This window comes from Pseudomonas sp. LBUM1657 (assembly GCF_059716075.1).
This window is the reverse complement of the sequence record NZ_CP166799.1, coordinates 5,670,569-5,695,379: the sequence shown is the minus strand read 5'-3', so window position 1 is coordinate 5,695,379 and position 24,811 is coordinate 5,670,569. Positions and strand designations below refer to the sequence as shown.

General features: G+C 58.4%; 24 protein-coding genes. 9 read left to right on the top strand and 15 right to left on the bottom strand.

The window, feature by feature from the left end:
• Positions 1–120: 120 nt before the first annotated feature.
• The gene (locus tag ACA055_RS26345) at positions 121–1,200 is read left to right on the top strand and encodes a YagK/YfjJ domain-containing protein (protein WP_497681251.1); all 1,080 of its coding nucleotides are present in this window, start codon (positions 121–123) and stop codon (positions 1,198–1,200) included.
• Between the two features lie 72 nt (positions 1,201–1,272).
• Here the strand turns inward: ACA055_RS26345 and ACA055_RS26340 are convergent, their stop codons facing one another.
• The 11 genes from ACA055_RS26340 to exaC all read right to left on the bottom strand — a co-directional run bounded on the left by ACA055_RS26340 (position 1,273) and on the right by exaC (position 13,412).
• Positions 1,273–2,025 (bottom strand): hypothetical protein, encoded by a 753-nt coding sequence (locus ACA055_RS26340; RefSeq protein WP_497681250.1) that lies wholly within the window; start codon positions 2,023–2,025, stop codon positions 1,273–1,275.
• Positions 2,026–2,139: 114 nt separating this feature from the next.
• Positions 2,140–3,354, bottom strand: a complete 1,215-nt coding sequence (locus tag ACA055_RS26335; RefSeq protein WP_497681249.1) for a tyrosine-type recombinase/integrase — start codon at positions 3,352–3,354, stop codon at positions 2,140–2,142.
• Positions 3,355–3,889: 535 nt separating this feature from the next.
• Positions 3,890–4,636: a S24 family peptidase gene (locus ACA055_RS26330; RefSeq protein WP_497681248.1), complete on the bottom strand. Its 747-nt coding sequence runs from the start codon at positions 4,634–4,636 to the stop codon at positions 3,890–3,892.
• Positions 4,637–4,853: 217 nt separating this feature from the next.
• A complete protein-coding gene (gene ppa, locus ACA055_RS26325) occupies positions 4,854–5,381 on the bottom strand; it encodes an inorganic diphosphatase (protein WP_028620880.1) in 528 nt (175 codons plus the stop codon).
• Positions 5,382–5,653: 272 nt separating this feature from the next.
• Entirely contained in the window at positions 5,654–6,466 is an 813-nt protein-coding gene (locus ACA055_RS26320; RefSeq protein ID WP_497681247.1) for a M90 family metallopeptidase, read from the bottom strand.
• 6 nt (positions 6,467–6,472) lie between these two features.
• Entirely contained in the window at positions 6,473–7,129 is a 657-nt protein-coding gene (locus tag ACA055_RS26315; protein WP_497681246.1) for a DedA family protein, read from the bottom strand.
• 293 nt (positions 7,130–7,422) lie between these two features.
• Positions 7,423–7,884, bottom strand: coding sequence for a GNAT family N-acetyltransferase (locus tag ACA055_RS26310; RefSeq protein ID WP_497681245.1), 462 nt, complete (start codon positions 7,882–7,884; stop codon positions 7,423–7,425).
• Between the two features lie 119 nt (positions 7,885–8,003).
• Positions 8,004–8,828, bottom strand: coding sequence for an ethanolamine ammonia-lyase subunit EutC (gene eutC, locus ACA055_RS26305; RefSeq protein WP_497681244.1), 825 nt, complete (start codon positions 8,826–8,828; stop codon positions 8,004–8,006).
• An 8-nt stretch (positions 8,829–8,836) separates the two neighbouring features.
• Positions 8,837–10,231, bottom strand: coding sequence for an ethanolamine ammonia-lyase subunit EutB (locus ACA055_RS26300; protein ID WP_497681243.1), 1,395 nt, complete (start codon positions 10,229–10,231; stop codon positions 8,837–8,839).
• Positions 10,232–10,282: 51 nt separating this feature from the next.
• Positions 10,283–11,731 carry an ethanolamine permease gene (gene eat, locus ACA055_RS26295; RefSeq protein ID WP_497681242.1) on the bottom strand — a complete coding sequence of 483 codons (1,449 nt, stop codon included), beginning with the start codon at positions 11,729–11,731 and terminating at the stop codon, positions 10,283–10,285.
• 160 nt (positions 11,732–11,891) lie between these two features.
• Positions 11,892–13,412, bottom strand: coding sequence for an acetaldehyde dehydrogenase ExaC (gene exaC, locus ACA055_RS26290; protein ID WP_046055564.1), 1,521 nt, complete (start codon positions 13,410–13,412; stop codon positions 11,892–11,894).
• Positions 13,413–13,710: 298 nt separating this feature from the next.
• Between exaC and ACA055_RS26285 the strand changes: the two genes are divergently transcribed.
• The 4 genes from ACA055_RS26285 to ACA055_RS26270 all read left to right on the top strand — a co-directional run bounded on the left by ACA055_RS26285 (position 13,711) and on the right by ACA055_RS26270 (position 18,068).
• The gene (locus ACA055_RS26285) at positions 13,711–15,624 is read left to right on the top strand and encodes a sigma-54-dependent Fis family transcriptional regulator (protein WP_497681241.1); all 1,914 of its coding nucleotides are present in this window, start codon (positions 13,711–13,713) and stop codon (positions 15,622–15,624) included.
• A gap of 188 nt (positions 15,625–15,812) precedes the next feature.
• Entirely contained in the window at positions 15,813–17,162 is a 1,350-nt protein-coding gene (gene mpl / locus ACA055_RS26280) for a UDP-N-acetylmuramate:L-alanyl-gamma-D-glutamyl-meso-diaminopimelate ligase (protein WP_497681240.1), read from the top strand.
• Positions 17,159–17,791 carry a flavin prenyltransferase UbiX gene (gene ubiX / locus ACA055_RS26275; RefSeq protein ID WP_128871424.1) on the top strand — a complete coding sequence of 211 codons (633 nt, stop codon included), beginning with the start codon at positions 17,159–17,161 and terminating at the stop codon, positions 17,789–17,791. Before mpl ends, ubiX begins: the two co-directional genes overlap by 4 nt.
• The gene (locus ACA055_RS26270) at positions 17,784–18,068 is read left to right on the top strand and encodes a YceK/YidQ family lipoprotein (protein ID WP_497681239.1); all 285 of its coding nucleotides are present in this window, start codon (positions 17,784–17,786) and stop codon (positions 18,066–18,068) included. Before ubiX ends, ACA055_RS26270 begins: the two co-directional genes overlap by 8 nt.
• 141 nt (positions 18,069–18,209) lie before the next feature.
• On the opposite strand, the gene ACA055_RS26265 is transcribed toward ACA055_RS26270, so the two are convergent.
• The 3 genes from ACA055_RS26265 to ACA055_RS26255 all read right to left on the bottom strand — a co-directional run bounded on the left by ACA055_RS26265 (position 18,210) and on the right by ACA055_RS26255 (position 21,171).
• Positions 18,210–18,857 carry an oxidoreductase gene (locus tag ACA055_RS26265; RefSeq protein WP_497681238.1) on the bottom strand — a complete coding sequence of 216 codons (648 nt, stop codon included), beginning with the start codon at positions 18,855–18,857 and terminating at the stop codon, positions 18,210–18,212.
• Positions 18,858–18,883: 26 nt separating this feature from the next.
• Complete coding sequence (locus tag ACA055_RS26260) at positions 18,884–20,602, bottom strand: C13 family peptidase (protein ID WP_497681237.1); 1,719 nt, start codon at positions 20,600–20,602, stop codon at positions 18,884–18,886.
• Positions 20,603–20,715: 113 nt separating this feature from the next.
• Entirely contained in the window at positions 20,716–21,171 is a 456-nt protein-coding gene (locus tag ACA055_RS26255; RefSeq protein WP_429529308.1) for a MaoC family dehydratase, read from the bottom strand.
• 195 nt (positions 21,172–21,366) lie between these two features.
• Here ACA055_RS26255 and ACA055_RS26250 point away from each other — a divergent pair, with 195 nt between their 5' ends.
• From ACA055_RS26250 to ACA055_RS26235, 4 genes are all read left to right on the top strand, one after another.
• Positions 21,367–21,729 carry a CidA/LrgA family protein gene (locus tag ACA055_RS26250; protein ID WP_497681236.1) on the top strand — a complete coding sequence of 121 codons (363 nt, stop codon included), beginning with the start codon at positions 21,367–21,369 and terminating at the stop codon, positions 21,727–21,729.
• 2 nt (positions 21,730–21,731) lie between these two features.
• Positions 21,732–22,442: an LrgB family protein gene (locus ACA055_RS26245; protein WP_497684495.1), complete on the top strand. Its 711-nt coding sequence runs from the start codon at positions 21,732–21,734 to the stop codon at positions 22,440–22,442.
• 10 nt (positions 22,443–22,452) lie between these two features.
• Positions 22,453–23,043, top strand: a complete 591-nt coding sequence (locus tag ACA055_RS26240; RefSeq protein WP_497681235.1) for an LON peptidase substrate-binding domain-containing protein — start codon at positions 22,453–22,455, stop codon at positions 23,041–23,043.
• Between the two features lie 117 nt (positions 23,044–23,160).
• The gene (locus ACA055_RS26235) at positions 23,161–23,322 is read left to right on the top strand and encodes a hypothetical protein (protein WP_497681234.1); all 162 of its coding nucleotides are present in this window, start codon (positions 23,161–23,163) and stop codon (positions 23,320–23,322) included.
• Between the two features lie 90 nt (positions 23,323–23,412).
• On the opposite strand, the gene ACA055_RS26230 is transcribed toward ACA055_RS26235, so the two are convergent.
• Positions 23,413–24,729, bottom strand: coding sequence for a bifunctional DedA family/phosphatase PAP2 family protein (locus tag ACA055_RS26230; RefSeq protein ID WP_497681233.1), 1,317 nt, complete (start codon positions 24,727–24,729; stop codon positions 23,413–23,415).
• Between the last annotated feature and the right edge of the window lie 82 nt (positions 24,730–24,811).

Sequence of the window (24,811 nt, the reverse complement as noted above, 5' to 3'; positions counted from 1 at the left end):
TATCAACAAGATACCGTTAGCAGCAAGATAAGTACAAATAGAATGTTCAAGTTGAATTGGATGTCTAGGATGTAATGTGGGCTGCATTTGTCTGAGCCCTGAGTACGATCAGGTGTCTATATGGGGGTTGCTATGGAGGTTGGTTATTATGAGCGCGGTATAGCGCTCTTGAGTAAGTGCGGCATGCAGATCGAAGGAGAAGACGATGTTCAGTTAGGGGCTGTAGATGCTGGTTTGATTATGGAGCTCAAACAAGTGTCGGGGTGGATTCAAAAGCTTATAAAAACAGAAGGAGGTGCCTTTGGCCTTCAGGTTGCGAATGGGGATGGTAATGCTCATTTGGTAGCCGCTGAATCAGGAAGGCTGTTGCGAAAAATAATCAAAAGCTATGCGCCTATGGGGAGTGGGTACAAATCGCTGCATCAATTCGAACCGTATATCGACATGGCATTCAATCAGATTGTAAGGTTTGACCTAAACCAGGAGCATTTGATTCCTAGAGCAGCAGTTCAGATTGAGGATGCTAAAGCGATAGCACAGCGGCTGAACAAGTGTGTCGACAATATCCGTAACGAAGCCAAGAGTGCGCAGTTTGAATCCAATCTAAACAGCTATCGGCGATCAAGCAATAAGAACTACAGGGAATTGAACAAATACGTTGATGCGCTGTTTGAGCGCTATTCCAGACTGCTTGTGTTGAGGGTTGACCTTTCCTATTCGAAGGTACATTCAAAAACTACGCAGGATCAAGCGAAGCGAGATAGAGAGCATCTGTTTCAAAATGCGAGATCGAACAACCTGTTTAATGGTATGGTGGGTTACATCTGGAAGTTGGAGCATGGTCCGGAGAAAGGCTTCCATTACCATGTAATGTTTTTCTTTGATGGCTCTAAGGTTCGGGAAGATATAACCAGAGCTACTCTGATAGGCCGCTACTGGGCAGAAAGCATAACCCAGGGTCGAGGTCTATACTTCAACTGCAATGCCGTTAAACGGTCTTACAAGAGCTGTGGGATAGGGATGGTTGACCATGCGGATGGCGAGATGCGTGAGGGGTTACGGAAGGCTGTGGTTTACCTCACTAAGACTGATCTCTACATGAAACTTCAAACTGAAGGCCGCAGTATGGGAAGAATGAATAACCCTTCTCCAAAAGGTCCACGAGGGAGGCCAAGAGCCGCACTCCCTTCCGAAAAATGACGGTGCTGAAGCTTAGGTTTTCTCTGATGGCTCTTAGAGTCGTTCTTTAACCGTCAGGGAAAACCAGTGCGTTCATAAATTTGTTTTTTTCTTGGCTCGTTTGTTTTTTTGCCAGGCATTATTAACTAGTTCATCCTTCGGGATCCATGTTTTCTCTAAAAGGGCTTGTATGTTTGAACTTTGTATGCCGCCAATTCGATTGGCGTCAATGAAGCTTGCCAATGGGGTTTCTAAAGCAGAAGCTGCACTAGCTACGGATAACCATCCCCCTTCGGGTTTTAATTCTTCTAGTAGTCTTGCCGCCTCCTGTTTGGCGGGGAAGAAGTTTTTAATTCTACCTTTGCCGTTCTCGCTGTTTTGCTTAGTGCGGTTGGCAGCTTCTATCTTGTCGAAAATTGATCCCGATGCACCTGCAATCCCATTAATCATCAGGCTGGCCTCGTTCGTGAAGGCCCACGCCCTGTCGCGGTCTTTATTATCTTCGGCTACCGTAGCCAGCTCAAGGTAAAGGCAGGCATGTCTCACATGGTCGAATAATATATTGATTTCTTCATCGAGTCCCTCGATCTCCTCGTAACGCTTGTAGACCTCGTGCTCCCAGGTTGAAATTAGCTTACCTTGCAGTTCTGGATCAGTCGTCACGGCGCGTATGTTTTCTAACAGCCTGGTGTACTCGTCAGATTCAAGTAGAGGTTCAAAAAAATAATCAAAAAGGTAGTGGTGATTTCTACCTATGGCCGCTCGAACTGTCGTGTTGCCTATGCGCTTATTTGTATTTATTGCGTATTGTGTTGGCGAAAATAGTCGTGGCGTAAATTTTTCCATTATGTACTTCTTGGTCAAAGTCGTTGAAGTGTTACGTGCGTGATATTCCATCAGGTCGGCTACTGAAAGATAATAGCTCCACTTCTATCCGATAAGGTGGAAATAGCGGCACTGTCAACGTTGGGATGTTGTTGTGGGTGCGGTAATGAATTGAGTCCAGTCGTTCATTAGGAGCCGCCGCTTATCAAGAAAGTCCGAACGCGAGTACGCCCCTTCAGTCTGGTCACGCTCATCATGCGCCAGAGCCATTTCGCAAACCTCCCTTGGGTAGTGAGTGCATTCACCGGCCCAGTCTCGAAATGAGGATCGAAAGCCGTGTCGGGTGATGTGCTCGTACCCCATGCCATGCAAGAGCGTTCGGACTGCGTTTGCGTGCATGACCCCTGTCTTGCCCTGGCCAGGAAATAGAAAGGCGCTTCCCTCGTCTCGCGGAATGCTATTCACCAGCTTTACGACTTCCTCGGCAAGCGGAATTATGAAAGCTACCCGCATTTTCATTCGCTCATCTGGCAGCGACCAAGTGCCTGCTTCCAAATCAAACTCATCCCAACGAGCGAACCTCACCATGTGGGCGCGTGCGCTGGTCATGATCAGCAGTTGTGCGGCCCAAGATGGTGGTGTGGTGTTTGCTCGCAGCTTGGTTATCAGCTCCGGGACATCCTGCCAGCGCAAAGCTTCAAAGTGCTCACGCTTCCGAGCTTTCCTCTTTTCAGAACGGCTCAACAGATTGTCTAAGTGCCCACGCCAGCGAGCGGGATTCTCACCCTGTCGCAGGTTCCGTGCCTTGGCTGCATCCAGAACCTGTTCAATCTGCCCACGTACTTCATCGGCGGTTCTTGTCTTGGTGGCCCAGATGGGTTGCAACACCTTGAGCACTTCAGGAGTGCCGATGCTTTCGGCTGAAAGCTTGCCGATATGATCAAACGCATACAGCTCCAGCTTTCGCAGCCAGCCTTTACGCCATTTCTCCGACCATGCTGCGCCGTGAGCATCACGGTATTCCGTTGCGAGGGACTCGAACTTCAGTTGCTTGGCTTCACTTGCTCGCTGGGCTTCCCGTTGAGCTGCGCGCTCTATGTCGCGAGCGGCTAATGGGTCTATGCCATCACTCAATTGGGTGCGTTTAGCACTTGCGTCTTGTCTGGCTTTCTTGAGGCTCACCTCAGGGAATGAGCCCAGGCCCATTTCTCTACGACGCCCCGCCAGTTGGAAGCGAAGTAGCCAGGACTTGCGCCCGGTTGGTTTGACGACCAAGCGAAGCCCATCACCATCTTCGTAGGTGCCGGGTTCGGTCAGGTTTTCGACTTGTTTCGGGTTGAGCTTGCCCATTGGATTTCCCCTCTCGTCCCTTTTGTCCCCCCACCTGTCCCCCCACTTCATCGTCGGATGAGGTCAAATGGCGTCGAACACCATCGGACAGGGGAGCACCTGAAGCACCCGTGATAGCTAGGCTATCGGCAGGATTCTCGGATGGGATAGGATTATTTCGGACAATTAAAAAGCCGGCTTGTGGCCGGCTTCTCGGGGACTGGCTTGGTTCATTTTTGGTAAACCGCGCCAGCCTTCAAAACGTACACCCGGATCTTGCGTCCGGCTGTGGGACTTGGCGAGAAAGTTATCTGCCTTGTCGGTGCGATCTGAGCCGCGGGGCGGGTCGATGCGCAAATGTGGGGCGCAGCATACTGATTTTTTTGGAAAATTCCCAGCTTGGTGTGCGTCGTAGAGCTATTGGATTGTTCGGGACTGGGTAGCAGTTCTGGGTTTTGAGGTGAATGTTCCACCGCATTCTCGAGCAAGCCCGATCCCACAGGCATTGCGCAATCCTTGTGGGAGCGGGCTTGCTCGCGAAGAAAACGCCTCGGTGTCACAAGAACGGTACCGGCGGTCGGCGTTTGTTCAGGGTCGACCACCAGAACACCCAGCCCAATACCCTGATGTTCTGTTCTTCGATTTGCTCGGCTCTGAAGATCTCATCCGGATACTCAGTCCTGTTGTGGCTGCGCAATCGCAGTGCGTTCCCCGGCATGCGGTGCAGGTATTTGATTCTGAGCATCCCGTCATGCTCGATCGCATAAATTTCCCCATCCACAATCTGCGTCAGCCCTCGATCAATGGCGAGGGTGGAGCCGTCTTCAATTTTCTCGCCCATGCTGTTGCCGATCATGTGGGCGCAGATGGCGTCGTCGTGATTGATTTCCAGTGAGTCGAGGTGGCTGCGGGGTAGGCGGATGGATTGTTCGGGATCTTCGACGACATGGGTTTTGTTGGACCCTGGGGCGGTGGCTGTTTCTGTGTAGAAGGGCAGTTCGACGTCGGTGGGTTCGATGACCGTATAGATGCCTCGGATGGCTTGGGCATCGAAGGTGTTGCCGGAGTCGTCGTGCAGGCGCAGGTGCTGGGCGTCTTTCGGGCCTTCGCCGGTTTTGAGCCAGTCGCTGTAGACGGACAGCTTTCTGGCCACTTCTTCCATGCGGTAGGCGGGCACACCGCGGGTGTACCAGTTGTGGACGTTTTGCGGCACCGTGTCCAGGAACTCGGCAAATCCTGTTGTCGAAATGTTCGCCGCTCCGAGGAGCGCTTTAAACCGTGGGCCGCTAGTGTTCTTTTTCATAAACACGAGTCTACTGGCGCCAGGTAGGGGTTTGAATAAACGACCCGTTCAAATTTCGAGGGAAATTTAAGACCGGATGTAAGACGTTCTAGGTAAAAATTAAACAAGAAAAAACCAAAGCAGCAGAGCGTTAAACGTATTGTTTAAGGCGTTTTTTCAAGCGCCCACAAAAAACCCCGGATCAACCGGGGTTCTTCTTGAAGCTTGCAGCTACTTCTCAGCCTTTGTAAGCAGCAACCGACTTCATGATCTCGGTGCGAGCGGCTTCTGCGTCGCCCCAACCTTCGATCTTCACCCATTTGCCTTTTTCGAGGTCTTTGTAGTTCTCGAAGAAGTGCTTGATCTGTTCCAGCAGCAGAGGCGGCAGATCGGTGTATTCCTTCACGTCGACGTACAGCTGGGACAGCTTGTCGTGTGGGACTGCGATGACTTTGGCATCGCCGCCGCCGTCGTCGGTCATGTGCAGGATGCCGACCGGACGAGCGCGGATCACGGAGCCTGGGGCAACCGGGTAAGGGGTCACGACCAGCACGTCGAGGGGATCACCGTCGTCAGCCAGGGTGTTCGGGATGAAACCGTAGTTGGCCGGGTAGAACATCGGGGTGGCCATGAAACGGTCAACGAACAGGCAATCGCTGTCTTTGTCGATTTCGTATTTGATCGGCGCGTGGTTGGCCGGAATCTCGATCGCGACGTAGATGTCGTTCGGCAGGTCTTTGCCAGCCGGAATCTTGCTGTAGCTCATTGGGCGGTGCCCCCGTTAGTTGACCAAAAACACTTGGCCGGATTGACCAAAAAGTGGCGGCGATTATAGGCATATTCCGCCACCGTTGCTATGGACCAGAGGTCGTGTAGACCCGAGTGTCCTGCCTCACCGATGCTGTCGCTTTTTGACGGCGTCCGTTACGGCCATGCTGCGTTGTCGCTCCTCGCCATAGCCAGCTATGACTCGTCGCGGCGCCTAGCCTGAACATAACGACCACTCGTCAAAAAGCGACGCATCGGTGAAGCAGGACACTAGTCGTGTGCCTGATAGACCGGGTTCTCGGCCAGAAGTTGCCGCAGCCGGGCCAGCGGGTCCTGGCGGTAAAACAGCTTTAGCTGCTCATAGACCTGAGGATACGCCTCGTGCAGTAAATCCGGTGCGCTGAAGAAGTATTCGCTGGTGACCGAGAAGAACTCGGCGGCATTTTCCGCCGCGTAGGGGTCGATGGCGGTTTCGGCGTCGGGATTGCGCTCCAGTTGCCGGTCCAGGTCGTCGTAGGCCTCTTGCATGACTTTGGCCCAGTCGCTGACCCGCATGTCAGCGTGCAGCGGCGGCAGGCCGTTGGCATCGCCGTTGAGCATGTCGAGTTTGTGCGCGAGTTCGTGGATCACCAGGTTGTAGCCTTCCCAGCCACCGCTGGCCATCACGCCGGGCCAGGCAAGGATGATCGGGCCCTGCTGCCAGGCTTCGCCGCTGTGTTCGCCATCCCATTCGTGCTCGACGCCACTGGCATCGCGATGGCGCTGGGGGCTGAGGAAGTCGTCGGGGTAGAGGACGATTTCGTGAAAACCCTGATACCAGTTCAGATCGCCCAGGTGTATCAGCGGCAATTGCGCTTGGGCGGCGAGCAGCAGGCGTTGCTCCTGGTGGAGTTCGACGCCGGGCAGGGCGGTCAGGTGCTTGTCTTGCAGGAACAGGACACAGGCTTCGCGCAGCCACTGGTCTTCGGCAGCACTGATGCCATCGAGAAAACTCAAGTGATGGCGCACCCGCTGCCACATGTCGTCGGCAATCGGGTGCTTGGCCAAAGTACGCTGGCGTCGCCAGGCGCTAAGGGACCACATGATAATTCAGCGTGGGTGGGCTTTGGACGCGGCGTTGCCGAAGCGGCTGCGGATGACGCCGATGATCATCGGTACGAGCGACAACAGGATGATGCCAACTACCAGCAGCGACAGGTTTTGCTTGATGAACGGTACGTTGCCGAAGAAGTAACCGAGGGTGACCAGGCCGCCAACCCACAGAATGGTGCCGAGAACGCTGAAGCCGAAGAAGCGCGGGTATGGCATTTTCGCGACGCCTGCGACGAACGGTGCGAAGGTGCGGATGATCGGCAGGAAACGCGCCAGCGTCACGGTTTTTCCGCCGTGCTTGTCGTAGAAGTCGTGGGTTTGTTGCAGGTAGTCGCGGCGGAAAATTTTCGAGTTCGGGTTGCTGAAAAGCTTCTCGCCCGCCGTTCGTCCGATCACGTAGTTGGTGCTGTCACCGAGGATCGCCGCCAGCATCAGCAGGCCGCCCAGCAGCACAGGGTCCATGCCACCACCGGCCGCGACGGCGCCAGCGATGAAGAGCAGGGAATCGCCCGGCAGGAACGGCATCACCACCAGACCGGTTTCACAGAAGATCACCAGAAACAGGATGGCGTAGATCCATGGCCCGTAGTTGTTTACCAGCAAGTCGAGGTAAACATCGAGATGCAGGATAAGGTCGAGCGGGTTGAAATCCATGGAGGGCACCTGTGGTGACGGCCCGACTCAGCAGGCCTGTGCATATGACTTCGTGTAAGCCTACAGATGATTGTAGTTTTTCTTACAAGCCGGAAAGGTCGGCATTATACGGGCTGAGTGGTGAAAAGCGCGTCGAGTTTGTAGCTGGGGATGTCGATGGAACCCTACCGACGAGAATGGCGAAACCGACCCCTGTGGGAGCGAGCTTGTTCGCGATTCAGGCACCTCGGCGTATCAGTTGTGCCGAGGCGATACCATCGCGAGCAAGCTCGCTCCCACAGTTTTAGTGTGGATCAGAGCTCGTCGCTGATCGGCAACACGTAGTTCTTGAACTCGGTGTCTTCCTTGAATCCGATGGATTCGTAGGTTTTCTGCGCGACTTCGTTGTTGCTGCTGGTGGAAACGCGCATACGCACGGCGTTGGTGTCCTTGGCCATTTTCTTCGCGGTGCGGATCAGGTTATCGGCGACCAACTGGCGGCGGGCGTCTTCGGCGACGTAGATGTCGTTGAGGATCCATACGCGTTTAAGCGAAAGCGACGAAAAGCTCGGGTACAACTGACAGAAACCTATCAGTTTGTTGCTGTCGTCATCGGCCAGGGCCAGATAAATCACCGACTCCTTGCGGGACAGGCGTTTCTCGAGGAACGCCCGGGACGAGTCCGGATAGGCCAGGGAGCCATAAAACTCGCGATATTTGACGAACAACGGGGTCAGCAGGTCCAGGTGTTCGAGGGTCGCTTGAATAATCCGCATCGATAGGTCTCGTCTTCAAGTGGCTGTCTTCACGTGCTCTGACGGCGAACGGTTCTCACTCGGGCAGCCGTGTTTCGATCGTGCCTGAAACCTGATCAGAAACGCAATGCGGAATCGGTTCAGGCATCCGGCGGACTCAGTAGGAAATTACTTTTCATGTCCGCACCTGCGTCCGACTCAAGCGTATGAACCTGGGCTTCGTCCTTCAGATTGACGCCCGACAACTGCCGTCGGCAGGCTTCGCGCATCAAATACAGCAAACGGTGTGCCGCCATGCCGTAACTCAGCCCTTCGAGGCGAACATTGGAGATGCAGTTGCGATAGGCATCCGTCAGGCCGACCTTTGGATTGTAGGTGAAATATAAACCCAGGCTGTCGGGAGAACTGAGGCCAGGGCGCTCGCCGATCAGGATCACCACCATTTTTGCCCCAAGCAGCGCGCCGATCTCGTCGGCTACGGCGACCCGGCCCTGCTCCACTAAAATCACCGGTGAGACGGACCAGCCATCAGCCACACTCTGTTCTTCCATGCGCGCCAGTAATGGCATGGTGTGACGATGAACGGCCAGCGCCGACAAGCCATCGGCGACGACGATTACCAGATCCACCCCGCCAGGGTTGGCCAGCGCGTAATCGCGCAGCGCTTGCGCCGACTCATCGCTCAACTTCCGCCCCAGATCGGGGCGCTGCAAATAGCTGTTGCGATCCGTTGCTGCGCTATGCAGCAGCAAACTGTCACGTCCACGTTCGGCCAGTTGTGAACTGAGTTCGACGTGATCGAACGGCAAATGCACCGCATCCCGCGCCTGGGCGTGGGCGAACTGGAAATCCAGCTGCGCACTGGTGGGCATGCTGGTGCCGGTGCGACCGAGGGCAATTCGCGCCGGGGTCAGGCGCCGCAGTTCCAGCCACGGGTTTTGCGGATCGACAGGTGGTTTATCCATATCAACACTCATCCCAATTGCGCCAAGGCCTGGCGGAAGGCCGGCGGCAGGCTGTTGCCGAAGTGAATCTTGCCGTCCGCCTGGGTAAAGATGCCCATTTTTTCCAGCCACTGCTCGAATTCCGGTGCGGGTTTCAGCCCTAGCGTCTGGCGGGCATAGAGCGCGTCATGGAACGACGTGGTCTGGTAGTTGAGCATGATGTCGTCGGAGCCGGGGATGCCCATGATGAAGTTGATCCCGGCCACGCCCAGCAGGGTCAGCAGGGTGTCCATGTCGTCCTGGTCGGCTTCGGCGTGGTTGGTGTAACAGATGTCGCAGCCCATCGGCACGCCCAACAACTTGCCGCAGAAGTGGTCTTCGAGGCCGGCGCGGATGATTTGTTTGCCGTTGTAGAGGTATTCCGGGCCGATGAATCCTACGACGGTGTTCACCAGGAACGGTTTGAAATGTCGCGCCACGGCGTAGGCGCGGGTTTCGCAGGTCTGTTGATCGATGCCATGGTGGGCGTTGGCTGACAGGGCGCTGCCCTGGCCGGTTTCGAAATACATCAGGTTTTGCCCGAGCGTGCCGCGGTTCAGGCTCAAACCTGCGTCGTAGCCTTCTTGCAAGATATTCAGGTTGATGCCGAAACTGGCGTTGGCCGCTTCGGTTCCGGCGATCGACTGGAACACCAGGTCCAGCGGAACGCCGCGATTCACCGCTTCAATCGACGTTGTGACGTGGGTCAGCACGCAAGCCTGGGTCGGAATGTCGTAGCGCTGGATGATCGCATCCAGCATTTCCAGCATGGCGCAGATCGAGGCGATGCTGTCGGTGGCCGGGTTGATGCCGATCATCGCGTCGCCGTTGCCGTAGAGCAGGCCGTCGAGAATGCTCGCGGCGATGCCGGCCGGTTCGTCGGTGGGGTGGTTGGGTTGCAGACGCGTGGACAACCGGCCGCGCAGGCCCATGGTGCCGCGGAATTTCGTGACCACGCGGATCTTCTGCGCCACCAGCACCAAATCCTGCACGCGCATGATCTTCGATACGGCGGCGACCATTTCCGGGGTCAACCCGGGGGCGAGGGCGCGCAGGCTCTGTTCATCGGCGGCATCGCTGAGCAGCCAGTCGCGAAATCCGCCGACAGTGAGGTGGCTGATGACGGCGAAAGCCTGTTTGTCGTGAGTGTCGATGATCAGTCGGGTGACTTCATCGGCTTCGTAAGGAATCAGGACTTCCTGCAGGAAGTGACTGAGCGGGATGTTCGCCAGGGCCATTTGCGCAGCCACACGCTCGCCATCGTTGAGGGCGGCAACACCCGCGAGAAAGTCCCCGGAGCGCGCCGGGCTGGCCTTGGCCATGACGTCCTTGAGGCTGTCGAAACGGTAGGTCTGGGCGCCGACAGTGTGAGCAAAACTAGCCATACAGATTCTCCGTGACGGCGCAGAGGTGGCCTGCGCCGTGATTTGCGGCCGTTAGTGCAGGGCTTCTTCAGCTTTTTGAATGGCCGCGAATTCCTCTTCGGGCGTGCCTGCTACCAAGTGATGCCGACTGTAGAAAGCAAAGTAAGCAATTAACACTCCATAGATGATCGCCGCGCCGATGACCACCCGCGGATCCACCAGAAAACCCGCGACCACGGCAATACACGCCAACACCAGCGCCACACCTGAGGTGAAGATGCCGCCCGGTGTGCGATACGGCCGATCCATTTTGGGGCGACGAATGCGCAGCGTGATGTGTGCCGCCATCATCAGGACGTAGGAGATGGTCGCGCCGAACACGGCCACCAGAATCAGCAAGTCACCCTGGCCGGTCAGCGACAGGCCAAAACCGATGATGCCGGGAATGATCAACGCCAGCACCGGCGCCTTGCTTTTGTTGGTCTCGGAGAGTTTGCGCGGCAAGTAGCCGGCGCGGGACAAGGCAAAAATCTGCCGCGAGTAGGCATAAATGATCGAGAAGAAACTGGCGATCAGGCCGGCCAGACCCACGAGGTTGACGAAGTTGCCCATCCAGGTCGAGCCGCCGTAGGCTTTGCTCAACGCTTCGACCAACGGGTTGCCCGAGGTCAAGAGGGCATTGGAGCCCGCACCGCCAGGGCCGATCACCAGAATCAGCAAGGCGAAGCTCACCAGCACCAGCATGGCGCCAATCAGCCCGCGGGGCAGGTCGCGTTTCGGGTTTTTGGTTTCTTCGGCGGCCAACGGCACGCCTTCTACCGCCAGGAAGAACCAGATCGCATAGGGAATGGCCGCCCACACGCCGACATAACCAAAGGGCAGGAAGCTGCTGGCGCCCTTGGCCTCGGTTACTGGAATGTCCAGCAGATTGGCGACGTTGAAGTGCGGCACCATCGCCACCAGAAACACACCCAGCGCCAGAGCGGCGACGGCGGTGATGACGAACATCAGTTTCAGCGCTTCACCGACTCCGAAAATATGAATGGCAATAAAGATGATGTAGAACGCCAGGTAAATTATCCAGCCGCCGATGCCGAACAGCGACTCGCAATAGGCACCGATAAACACCGCAATGGCTGCCGGCGCAATGGCGTACTCGATCAGGATCGCGGTTCCGGTCAGGAACCCGCCCCACGGCCCGAATGCGCTACGGGCGAAGCCGTAACCACCGCCGGCAGTAGGAATCATGGAAGACAGTTCTGCCAAAGAGAAACACATGCACAGGTACATCGTGGCCATCAGCAGCGTGGCGAGAAACATGCCGCCCCAGCCCCCTTGGGCCAGGCCGAAGTTCCACCCGGCGTAATCGCCGGAGATGACGTAGGCCACGCCGAGGCCCACCAGCAGGACCCAGCCTGCCGCGCCTTTTTTCAGTTCCCGTTGCTGGAAGTATTCGGAGCCGACTTTTTCGAAGTCGACGGAGGAGCCGGTCGCCGGTGCTCCGGTGTGTTCGCTAGGCATAGTGTTTACCTTTTTATTGTTTTGTTTTGGCCCGGTCATGATGTCCGGGTTGGCGCAACACTCAATGTGGGAGCGGGCTTGCTCGCGAAGAGGCCAGAACATTCAACATTACTGTTGACTGAATGACCGCCTTCGCGAGCAAGCCCGCTCCTACAGGGTTTTAGAAGAAGCCCAACGGATTGATGTCGTAGCTCACCAGCAGGTTTTTGGTCTGCTGATAATGGTCGAGCATCATCTTGTGGGTTTCACGGCCGACGCCGGACTTTTTGTAACCGCCGAACGCGGCGTGCGCCGGGTACAGGTGGTAGCAGTTGGTCCACACACGACCGGCCTTAATGGCGCGGCCCATGCGGTAGGCGCGGTTGATGTCGCGTGTCCAGAGACCGGCGCCCAGGCCGAACTCGGTGTCGTTGGCGATGGCCAGGGCTTCGGCTTCGTCCTTGAAGGTAGTGATGCTCACCACCGGGCCAAAGATTTCTTCCTGGAACACCCGCATTTTGTTGGTGCCCTTGAGCAGGGTCGGCTGGATGTAATACCCGGTCGCCAGGTTGCCCTCGAGTTTTTCCACCTTGCCGCCGGTCAGCAACTCGGCGCCTTCGCCCTTGGCGATTTCCAGGTACGAAAGGATTTTGTCGAATTGCTGCTCGGACGCCTGGGCGCCGACCATGGTGTCGGTGTCCAGTGGGTCGCCGCGTTTGATCGACAGGACTTTCTTCATCACCACTTTCATGAAGTCGTCGTAGATCGACTCTTGCACCAGTGCGCGAGAAGGGCAGGTGCAGACTTCGCCCTGGTTGAAGAACGCCAGCACCAGGCCTTCGGCGGCTTTTTCGATGAAGGTTTCTTCGGCTTGCATGATGTCGGCGAAGAAGATATTCGGCGACTTGCCACCCAGCTCCACGGTGGACGGAATGATGTTTTCGGCGGCGCATTTCATGATGTGCGAGCCGACCGGGGTCGAGCCGGTGAAGGCGATCTTGGCGATGCGTTTGCTGGTGGCCAGGGCCTCGCCGGCTTCTTTACCGAAGCCTTGCACCACGTTCAGCACGCCGGGCGGCAGCAGGTCGCCGATCAGCTCCATGAGCACGGTAATGCCCAGTGGAGTTTGTTCGGCAGGCTTGAGCACCACGCAGTTACCAGCAGCCAGCGCCGGGGCAAGTTTCCAGGCGGCCATCAGAATCGGGAAGTTCCACGGGATGATCTGCCCGACCACGCCCAGGGGTTCATGAATGTGATACGCCACAGTGTTGCCATCGATCTCGGCGGCGCTACCTTCCTGGGCGCGGATGCAACCGGCGAAGTAACGGAAGTGGTCGGCAGCCAGCGGGATGTCGGCGTTGAGGGTTTCACGCACGGCTTTGCCGTTGTCCCAGGATTCGGTGATCGCCAGGACTTCCAGGTTTTGTTCGATGCGATCGGCGATTTTCAGCAGCACCAGCGAGCGCGCCTGGGCGGACGTGGCGCCCCAGGCATCAGCGGCGGCGTGGGCAGCGTCCAGGGCCTTGTCGATGTCTTCGGCGGTGGAACGCGGGAATTCGGCAATCGGTTGGCCGTTGACCGGCGATGTATTGGTGAAGTACTGACCTTTGACAGGCGCGACGAACTCGCCGCCGATGTAGTTACCGTATTTGCTCTTGAACGAAACGATAGCGCCTTCAGTACCGGGGTGAGCGTAACGCATGATGATTTCTCCTTGGCTTTTGTGCTTATAAGGGAGGGGCGCATGTGCGCTTGCTATAAGCGTAGAGCAAAGGTCGGGCCACTGCCTTGCAGGTCAGGCAAATCAAGGCTTTGCGTGGTTTTTGTCGGACAGGCGGGTGGCGCCTGTGACGGTTTCGGTACAGGGTGGGTGACAGTTTGTACCGCTTTTGGCACAGGCTGTGACCGAGTGGTCTTGCCAGCATTGCAATGCAAGCTAGGCTGGAGGATGCTCGGCCTCACGGAAGCGAGCCAGACTCTGCGCGGGAGAATAATAAGAAATGCACGACAACCATTTGAGTCGCCATGCCCAGCAAGTGCTGACCGTGACCCAGGGTAAATCCCACCTGCACGGGCCTGGCAGCGATCCGTCCATCGCTCGTTCCTGGCTGCGCTGCCTTGAGGACTATCACCTCGACCCGGCCCTGACCATGGCGCCAACGGTGCTCGAACATGGTCGCGTGCTCGAAAGCCGCGAACGCCTACAGCAAGTGCTGCAGATCGCCGGCAACGAAATGACCAGCCTGCATCAACAACTCTCCGGCGCCGGGCATGCGGTGCTGCTGACCGATGCGCGCGGGGTGATCCTCAACTGTGTCACCGCGCCCGCCGAGCGGAAGATTTTCGAGCGCGCCGGTCTCTGGCTCGGTGCCGACTGGAGCGAAGCCTGCGAAGGCACCAACGGTATCGGCACTTGCCTGGTGGAACGTCAGTCGCTGACCATCCATCAGGACGAACACTTTCGCGGCCGCCACACCGGCCTGACGTGCTCGGCGAGCCCGGTGTTCGACCCTCACGGCGAACTGCTGGCGGTGCTCGACGTGTCCTCGGCGCGTCATGAGGTGTCGCGCCAGAGTCAGTTCCACACCATGGCCCTGGTCAATCTTTCGGCAAAGATGATCGAGAGCTGCTATTTCCTGCGTTACTTCGACAATCAATGGCTGCTGCGCTTTCACTTGCAGGCCGAATCCGTCGGACTGTTCAGCGAAGGGCTGCTGGCATTCGACGGGGAAGGGCGGATCAGCGCGGTCAACCAGAGCGCGCTGAACCTGCTGGGACACATCCGCGGCGGGCTGCTGGGCAAACCGGTGGAGGCGTTTTTCGACTGTTCGCTGGATGATTTGCTCGGCCGTGCAAGTGTGAACGCCAGCGCCAGTTGGCCATTGCGCACCCGTGACGGGCGGAGCCTGTTTGCCGTGTTGCGCGGGCAGCCGCGTAGCATTCCGGTGCCGGTGGTGCAAAGTCCAGTGATTGCCGAACGTCCGCGTCTCGCCGGCATCTGCCTGGGCGACACGGCGTTGCAGGAGGATTTCCGCAAGTCCCTGCGAGTCTTCGAGCGCGACGTGCCGCTGCTGATCAACGGCGAAACCGGTTCCGGCAAGGAAGCCTTCGCTAAAGCCGTGCACCAGGCCAGTCAACGGGCGGAAAAAGCCTTCGTCGCCCTCAACTGCGCGGCCATCCCCGAGAGCCTGATCGAGAGCGAACTGTTCGGTTATCGCGGCGGCAGTTTCACCGGCGCCCGCAAGGAAGGCATGCGTGGCAAGTTGCAGCAGGCTGATGGCGGCACGCTGTTTCTCGATGAAATCGGCGACATGCCCCTGGCCTTGCAGACCCGGCTGTTAAGGGTGCTGGAGGATCGTCAGGTGGTGCCGATTGGTGGCGAGCCTGAAGCGGTCAATGTGCGGATCATCAGCGCCACTCACCGAAATTTGCTGGAGCGGGTGCAGGACGGCAGCTTCCGCGAGGATTTGTACTACCGGCTCAATGGCCTGGAAGTCGCCTTGCCTGCATTACGCGATCGCACGGATAAATCCCAGCTACTCGACTTTCTGCTGGCCGAAGAGGCAGGCGGGGAAACGGTATTGATCGACGGGCCGGCACGGCAGGCGTTGCTGGCGTTTGCCTGGCCGGGGAATGTTCGGCAGCTGCGTAATGTGCTGCGTACATTGGCGGCGTTGTGTGAAGAGGGGCGGGTCGGGCTGGAGGATTTGCCGGCGATGATTCGTCAGGCGCGGCCGGTGGTTGCCTTGGCGACTGAGGAGCCTTCCGAGCATCCATTGGATGATGCCGAGCGGCTGGCACTGTTGAATGCGCTGGAGCAGACACGCTGGCACATGACTCACACTGCCGAGCAGCTGGGTGTCAGTCGCAATACGCTTTATCGGAAGTTGCGTAAGCACGGTATCGCCCGGTAAACCGAGTCGCGGCCATTCGCGAGCAAGCCCGCTCCCACATTAGATCGTCAGCGAGCGCTAATTATGTGAACACCGCCGATCCAGTGTGGGAGCGGGTTTGCTCGCGAAGGGCGTCCTCAAGTCCGAAACACAAGGTGCGATTTTTCCCACCCTACGCTAACCTGCGGCCATGTTTTACGAGGTCGACTATGCACATTCATATTCTTGGTATCTGCGGCACTTTCATGGGTTCGATGGCGGTTCTGGCCAAAGAGCTGGGCCATCACGTGACGGGCTCCGATGCCAACGTCTATCCACCGATGAGCACTCAGCTTGAGGCTCAGGGCATCGAGTTGACCCAGGGTTACGACCCGGCGCAGCTCGATCCGGCCCCCGACCTGGTGGTGATCGGCAACGCCATGTCCCGTGGTAACCCCGCCGTTGAATACGTACTGAACAAAGGCTTGCCCTACGTCTCCGGACCGCAATGGCTGGCCGACCACGTGCTGCAAGGCCGCTGGGTCCTGGCTGTCGCCGGCACCCATGGCAAAACCACCACCAGCAGCATGCTCGCCTGGGTCCTGGAACACGCAGGCATGAGCCCGGGTTTCCTGATCGGCGGCGTGCCGCAGAACTTCTCGGTGTCGGCCCGTCTGGGTGACACGCCGTTCTTTGTGATCGAAGCCGACGAGTACGACAGCGCCTTCTTCGACAAACGCTCCAAGTTCGTTCACTACCGTCCGCGCACGGCGATCCTGAACAATCTGGAGTTCGATCATGCCGACATCTTCCCCGATCTGCCGGCCATCGAGCGGCAATTCCACCATCTGGTGCGAACCATCCCAAGCGAAGGCCTGGTGATCCATCCGACCACCGAACCGGCCTTGCTGCGCGTGATTGAAATGGGTTGCTGGACCCCGGTGCAAACCACCGGTGCCGGCGGTCAGTGGCAAGTCAAGCTGCTCAGCGAAGACGGTTCGAAATTCGAGGTGATGTTCGAAGGTGTCGCCCAGGGTGTGGTTGAGTGGGACATGACCGGACAGCACAACGTCGCCAACGCCCTGGCCACATTGGCGGCTGCACGCCATGTAGGTGTTGTGCCGTCCATGGGCATCGCTGCATTGAGCGCGTTCAAAAGCGTGAAGCGCCGGATGGAGAAAGTCGCGGAAGTGCGCGGCATCACCATCTACGACGACTTCGCTCATCACCCGACCGCCATTGCCACGACGCTCGACGGCCTGCGCAAGCGCATCGGCGACGCTCCGTTGATCGCGATCATCGAACCGCGCTCCAATTCCATGAAGCTCGGTGCTCACCGCGACGGCTTGCCGGAAAGCGTGGTCGATGCCGATCAGGTGATCTGGTACGCACCGGCCAACCTCGGTTGGGACCTGGGCGCGACAGCGGCGCTGTGCACGGTGCCATCGATTGTCAGCGATTCACTCGAAGGCATCATTGAGCGCGTGAAGAGCCAGGCTCGGCCCGGTACTCACGTCGTGATCATGAGCAACGGCGGCTTCGGCGGCCTGCACGGCAAACTCGCCGAGGCGCTGCAATGAACAACGGCCCGGAACGCATCACGCTGGCGATGACCGGCGCTTCAGGCGCCCAGTATGGCTTGCGCCTGCTGGACTGCCTGATACGCGAGGACCGCGAGGTGCACTTCCTGATATCCAAGGCAGCGCAACTGGTGATGGCCACCGAGACTGACGTTACGTTGCCGCCGAAGACCCAGATGATGCAAGCCTTCCTCACCGAATACACCGGCGCTGCCGCCGGGCAGATTCGCGTGTATGGCAAGGAAGACTGGATGTCGCCGGTGGCCTCGGGTTCCGGCGCACCGGCAGCGATGGTGGTGGTGCCGTGTTCCACCGGCACCTTGTCGGCTATCGCGACGGGCGCCTGCAACAACCTGATCGAACGTGCCGCCGACGTCACCTTGAAGGAGCGCCGCCAGTTGATTCTGGTGCCGCGCGAGGCGCCATATTCGAGCATTCATCTGGAGCACATGCTCAAGTTGTCGAACATGGGCGTGACGATATTGCCGGCGTCGCCGGGGTTTTATCATCAGCCACAGACCATCGATGATTTGATCGACTTCGTCGTGGCGCGGATTCTCAATCTGCTGAACATTCCGCAAGACATGCTGCCACGTTGGGGCGAACACCATCTGACCAGCGATGAATAAGCTGCTGGTGATTGTGCTGGCGTTGCAACTGGCAGGCTGCGCCACGGCGCGCACGCTCGATGCGGCCAAACCGGGGGCTCCGGTGGTGTATTCAGGGACTCGACTGGATTTGTATGCCATGAACGGCGGTTGCTGCGCCATGGACCGCTTCGGAGCAGAAGCGCCGAGCTATCCCGGCATCGACCTGCCGGCCAGCGCGTTGCTCGACACGCTGCTCTTGCCGCTGTCGTTGCTCACGGTTTTAGGCGTGAGTTTTCAGGCGACGGGTGGGTTGTAGCGCTTGGCTCTGAGCCGGTGTTGTGCCCTTCGCGAGCAAGCCCGCTCCCACATAAGATCTTCAGCGAACACAAATTATGTGAACACTTGAGATCAAATGTGGGAGCGGGCTTGCTCGCGAAGGCGTTCTCCCGGACAGCACTTATTTATTTTTGCCCAGTTTCCTCAATTCATCCGACTCGACAATCCGAATCCCATCCTGCTCTTCCAGCGCCAGTCGCCACATGGCGCGGGCCAGTTGGCAGGCTTCAATCCCGCGATATTTGCCGGGCATCAGGCGGGAAAATGGCCCGATGAACTGCTCGGCCGGGCGCGGCTCGAGGCGATCGCCCAGCAGCAGGGAAGGGCGGCAAATGGTCAGTTGCGGCCAGTCCTGCGCGCGCAATGCGTATTCCATCTCGCCTTTGACCCGGTTGTAGAAAATCGGGGATCTCCGATCGGCTCCCAAGGCACTGATCACGATCAGGTGCCGCGCGCCCATCTCCCGTGCACGTTTGGCGAACGCCACCACCATGTCCAGGTCCACCGCGCGAAACGCCTGTTCCGAGCCGGCTTGCTTGATCGTGGTACCCAGGCAGCAGTAGGCGATGTCGACGCGACCATTCAATTGCGGCAGAAACACCGCGGGGTCGCCGACGGGGTTTTCAAGGTGGGGATGCTCGGCCAGTGGCCGGCGTGAGGGTGCCAATACTCGCGTAATCGTTGGCTCATTGAGCAGGCGATCAAGCAAGTGTTCACCGGTTAACCCGGTAGCTCCGGCAAGCAGTACATGCTGAGGCGTCAAGTACATAGTGTTTCCCCCTTGATACATTCAGCTTAGTTGTTCTTTGCATCCTTGCTGCCGGCAGAGACACTTTGTAGTGCCTTTCGCGCCTGCTGCTTGCGTAACAGTTGCCAGTGGGAGAGGACGGTTTTCGGCGCCCAGATCTGCGGCTCGGATGCTTCGAAGTTGTCCGCCAGTTCGCGCTCGGCCACGGTGGCCTTGGCCAGCTTGAAAGCTTGCTCCAGATCGTCGGTCTGGTTCAGCGCCTGGGCGAACAGGGCATCGCCGAAGTAAGTGAAGTTGGCTTCTTCCGAGCAACCGAAAGACACCCGGTCGGCGCGCGAGGCGGTCATGATCAGGGTGCGTTCGTCCTTCAGCGCAGGGATGAAGCCGCCGGAGTAGCAGGAAGAAATCACGATGATCTTGTCGCGGTTCTTCAAAGGGGCGAGCACAGCGGCGAGCTCGTCAGCCGGCAGGTCGGCCAGCTCCATGCGTGGCTGGTCGAGCACCAGTTCGTGTTCACTGGTGCCGTGACTGGTCAGGTAGATGAAGATCAAGTCTTCCGGGCCACTGCGTTCGGCCAGGGTCAGGGCGGCGCGGCGCAGGCTTTCGCGGGTGGCCATTGGCCGGTCGACGAGGTGGTCGCGATGGTTCACCAGGCGGATCTGGCCAAATGCACCGAAGCGACTGTTGAGCATGTTGCTGACGTAATCGGATTCGCGCAGGAACACGCTTTGCTTGCCGTCACCACCGACGGTCAAGGTGTACAGCTCGACTGCAGGGGTCGAGGCCGGCAGGTTGGACAGGGCGTCGTCCAGCAAGCGGCCTTGGGCCAGCAAGCCGAGTTCAAGTGAGTCTGGCAGTAACTTGCCGTCGGCATCGCGAACGCGCTGACCATTGATCCAGGTGCCGCTTTGTACGGTTCCGTCGGTCAACACCAAGGTGCCGCGCCCGGCATAACTGTCACCGTCGAACTGGCCGATGTAGAAACTGCCGTCGGGCAGATTCAAGCGGCCCTGTCCGGTGAAGCGCCAGTCGCTGAACTGGCCCATGTAATGGCTGCCGTCGGCGCCGATCAACTCGCCCTTGCCGTTCAGCGATCCTTCCTTGAATTGGCCCAGCCAGACATCGCCATCGGCGTTTTCGTAGCGACCCTTGCCGTGCAGTTGATTGTTCTTGAAGCCGCCGACGTAAAGGTCGCCGTCAGCGCTGTTGAAAGTCCCGTTGCCTTCCAGCTGACCGTCGACGAAATGCCCGGTGAACTGATTGCCGCTGGCGTCGCTGCGCTGGCCTTCGCCATTGGGTTTGCCGTGGGCGAACTGGCCCTGGTATGAGCTGCCGTCTTCGAGTTCGAGACGACCGAGCCCTGAATATTGATCGGCTTTGAATTCGCCTCGGTACGTCATGCCGCTTTCTTTGAGGGTGCCTTCGCCGTCCCGTCGACCGGCCTTGAAGCCGCCGTTGTAGCTGCTGCCGTTGGTGGTCAGCGCGCCTTGACCGTCGAACAGGCCCAGATTGAATTGCCCGCGATAGACCTCGCCGTTGCTGCCGTGCCATTCGCCCTTGCCATGCCATTGCCCCTTGTCGAAGTCGCCGGCGTACCAGCTGCCGTTCGGGTAGTCGATGCGGCCCTGACCTTGCAGCAATCCATTGACCAGTTCACCGCGATAGCGTCCGCCGTCCGGCAGGCGGGCGTCGGGAGGCAACAGCGATTCACCATCGCCGCAAGCGGTGAGCAACAGGGTCAAGGCAAGGAATGCAAGTGAGCGCATAGCGGGATCCGGGCAATTAGGCGACCGAGTATGCCGCAGCTATGTGCCCTTATATAGCCGGTAGAAACGAAGCGGGCGCGAAACAGCGTGAGCTGCTTCGCATCCGGGATGGTTTACACGAAGCAGAGCGACAGTGGCTCGGCGATATACGCCGGTTTGTCCGACCCTTCGATCTCAAGTGTGGCGGTGGCCTTGAGCAGCCATTGGCCGGGTTTCTTCTCGGTGACTTCGTTCATGTCGACCTTGAGTCGCACCCTGGAATTGACCTTCACTGGCTGGATGAAGCGCACGCTGTCCAGACCGTAATTGACCACCATCTTCACCCCTTCAGGGAGAATCAGGATGTCTTCCATCAGTTTGGGAATCAGCGACAGCGACAGGAAACCGTGGGCGATGGTGCTGCCAAATGGCGTTTGCGCGGCTTTGACCGGGTCGACGTGGATGAACTGATAATCTCCAGTGGCTTCGGCGAACAGGTTGATGCGCTCCTGATCGATCGTGAGCCATTCGGAACGTCCAAGTTCCTTGCCGACATAATCTTTGAGCTCTGCAACGGGAACATAGGGCATTGAGACTCTCCTTGGGTTCATCGGTTTTATAGTTTTGAGGTGGGGGGCTTTGACCTCCCGGATTACCACTTTAGATCAACATGGCAAATTGCTCCGGTCAACTGAACATGCTTTTGGCGAATGCCGATCCATAGCGTTGACGTGCTTATAATGATCGGTCCCTTCTTTGTGGGGAGAGCGCGCGGGAGATGCTGGATGTTGTTACGTGGCCTGACCTGGCTGGTGCTGTTCCAATTGCTGGGCACCGCCATCAACCATTTGTTTTTGCCGGTGCTGCCGGGGCCGATTGTCGGCCTGCTGCTGTTGCTGGTGTACTTGATTTCGCGCGGCCAAGTCGGCGAACCGTTGAACCTCGCGGCCAGCAGTTTGCTGCGTTACCTGCCGTTGCTGTTGGTGCCGCCAGCCGTGGGCGTGATGGTTTACGCCGCCGACATCGCGGCGGATTTCTGGGCGATTGTCGGCGCGCTGGTGTTGTCGCTGATGCTGTCCCTGGCGTTTGCGGGTGTGCTGATGCAGCGCATGATCAAGCGTCACGCACCTCATGAGGACGGCCAATGATTATCGACTGGCACGGTGCCTGGGCGGCCGTCATTCACCATCCGTTGTTTGGCATCGGCATTACTCTCGGCGCCTATCAACTGGTGCTGGCGGCGTTCGAGAAAACCCGCTGGGTGTTTCTGCAACCGGTGCTGGTCTCCATGCTGTTGGTGATCGGCGTACTGGTGGGCTGCGGCCTGACCTACGCCGAGTACCGCAAGAGCACCGAGATCCTCAGTATTCTGCTCGGTCCGGCCACGGTTGCGCTGGCCGTGCCGCTTTACCTCAATCTGCGGCGGATTCGGCAGTTGTTCTGGCCGATATTTACTACGCTGGTGGTAGGCGGTGTGGTTGCCACGGGCATGGGCGTGCTGCTGGGCTGGTGGTTTGGTGCTGAACACATGATTCTGATGACCATGGCGCCGAAGTCGGTGACTTCGCCGATTGCCATGCTGGTGGCCGAGCAGATCGGTGGTGTCGCAGCATTGGCGGCGGTGTTCGTATTGATCACCGGCGTGATCGGTGCGATCTTCGGACCCGGTATTTTGACCCTGCTGGGTGTCCACAGCGCTGAGGCTCGCGGCATGGCGCTGGGCATGACTGCCCACGCGGTAGGTACCTCGGTGGCGTTGCAGGAAAGTGATGAGTGTGGCGCCTTCGCGGCGCTGGCGATGAGTCTGATGGGCGTGGCCACGGCGGTTTTCCTGCCGTTGGCGGTGTCGATGGTGGTGTAAGGAAATGTCTATGAGCTTGCCGCTTTTCCCGCTGAACACAGTACTGTTTCCGGGCTGCATCCTCGATTTGCAGATTTTCGAGGCGCGCTACCTGGACATGATCGGCCGCTGCATGAAACAGGGCGGCGGCTTCGGTGTGGTGTGCATCCTTGACGGCGAAGAAGTCGGCATCGCCCCGCAGGGTTATGCGCTGGTGGGGTGTGAAGCGCTGATCACCGATTTCAAGCAGCAGGACAATGGCCTGCTGGGCATTCGAGTGCAGGGCGGGCGGCGTTTCCACGTGTTGCGTACCGAGGTTCAGCGCGATCAGTTGACCGTCGCCGAGGTCGAGTGGCTGGAAGATGAACCGGAACAACCGCTGCAGGATGAAGACGCCGATCTGGTCGCGTTGCTCAAGGCGTTGGCCGAACACCCGATGGTCGAAGCATTGAACATGGGCACCGAGGCGACCGGGCAACAGTCCCTGGCCAATCAGTTGGCGTACCTGTTGCCGTTTGCCGAGGTGGACAAGATCGACCTGCTGCAACTCGACGATCCGCAGCAGCGCCTGGATGCGATTCAGGCGCTACTGGACGAGTTGCAAGGCGAGTTGTTTGCCTGAGCAGCATTTGGCAAACATTGGGGCAGCAGGCGAACATTGTTGGAGGCCAGGGTTTGGATTAGTTTATGGCTGCCCGCATGAAGTGGGCTATTCGATTTTCTAAAAGGATTTAACGCCATGACTATCTACACAAATGAACGTGCTGCCTGGGAAGCTGTTGCAGTGGGCTACCTGCTCAAGCATGCAAGTATCGGACAGTCTTTCGAAGACACCGCAGTGACGGCGGGTCGGCTCGCCGATGCATTGATTCTGGAAATGCGTAAGCGCGGACGTGCCTGATCCGTTCTGGCCGAGCGTATTCAAGTTACAAGACCCCGACTTTTTGGTCGGGGTTTTTTGTGGGCGGAGACTTAGCGCAAAACCTTGCGCTTAATACGCATACCGCAACATCGTATGCGGCAGATGCCGCAACACGAAGAACCCGAACAACGCCACCAGCGCCGGCAACACCAGCCACCAGGCTTTAGGCGGCATCGCGTTGAGCGAGGTCTGGCGCTGACTCAGCCACAGGCTGGCCGCACACACGCACGCCGCCAGCATCGCGCCGGCCAGCACATCCGTCGGCCAATGTGCGCCGAGGTAAACCCTCGACAGTGCAATGGCCAGCGCAGGAATGCAGCCCACCAGCAACCAGGTCAGGCGCATGCGCGGCGGTTGGCCGCGGCCGGCCAGCACAGCGAGGGTCAGGAACAGTGCAAACGACCCTGACGCGTGTCCACTGGGCATGCTGTAGCTGGTGAGCGGGTCGCTCAACACTTCCGGGCGCACGCGGGCAAAAAACTGCTTGGTCACGGTGTTGGCCAAGGCGGTACAGAGTAGGGTGCCGGCGGCGAAGATCGCCTGTCGCCATTGTCGCGTCAGCAGCAGCAATACCGTCAGCAGGGCGCTGAATATCAGCATGTTGCGGAATTCACCGATCAGGGTGAAGACGACGGCCACTTCATCGAGCATCGGGCTGCGGTGTTCTTGCACCAGGGTCATCACGCCCTGATCGAGGGCAGACAAGTGCGGGTAACCGATAAACAGCCCCGCCAGAATCAGCAAGCTCATCCCGGTAATAAACACCGTGGCGTTGCGATGACGACGCAGGCTGCTGGTTGCACTCAGCCCCACCATCACCGCGATACTGCCGGCAACGATCCCGGCTTGAGGCCAGAAACCGTCCGGCAATGGCAAGCGAATCGCCGCGCCTGTGGCCCAGCCAGGCAGCAGGTAAGCGACACTCCAGCCAGCGGCGGCCAGCAGGCTGACGGCGGCGAAGCGCGGGAAGGGCATGTCGAACATCCCGGCGACCATCGGCAGCATTGGCCGCAGCGGGCCGATGAAGCGTCCGACCAGCAGGCTGGCGATGCCGTAGCGCTGGAAATATGCTTCTGCACCAGCGATCCATTCCGGGTGATGGCGCAACCCTGGAAGGCGCCGGATGTTCTGGTGGAAATGTCGTCCGATGAAGTATGAAACGATGTCGCCCAGCACGCCGGCGACAAACCCCAGCAGCAGCGTTTCACTCAACGACAGGGCGCCACTGCCGGCCAGTACTGCAACGGCAAATAACAGCACCGTGCCGGGCACGATCAGCCCGGCAATCGCCAGGCATTCCACAAAGGCCACGATGAACACCGCCATGGCCAGCCATTGAGGGTTGACTGTCAACCAGCCGGTAATGCTATCGAGCCATTGGCCCATAAAAACAACTCCATCGAATGTTCAAAATCCAAACAACGCCACACATTTACTGTGGGAGCGGGCTTGCTCGCGAAAGCGGAGT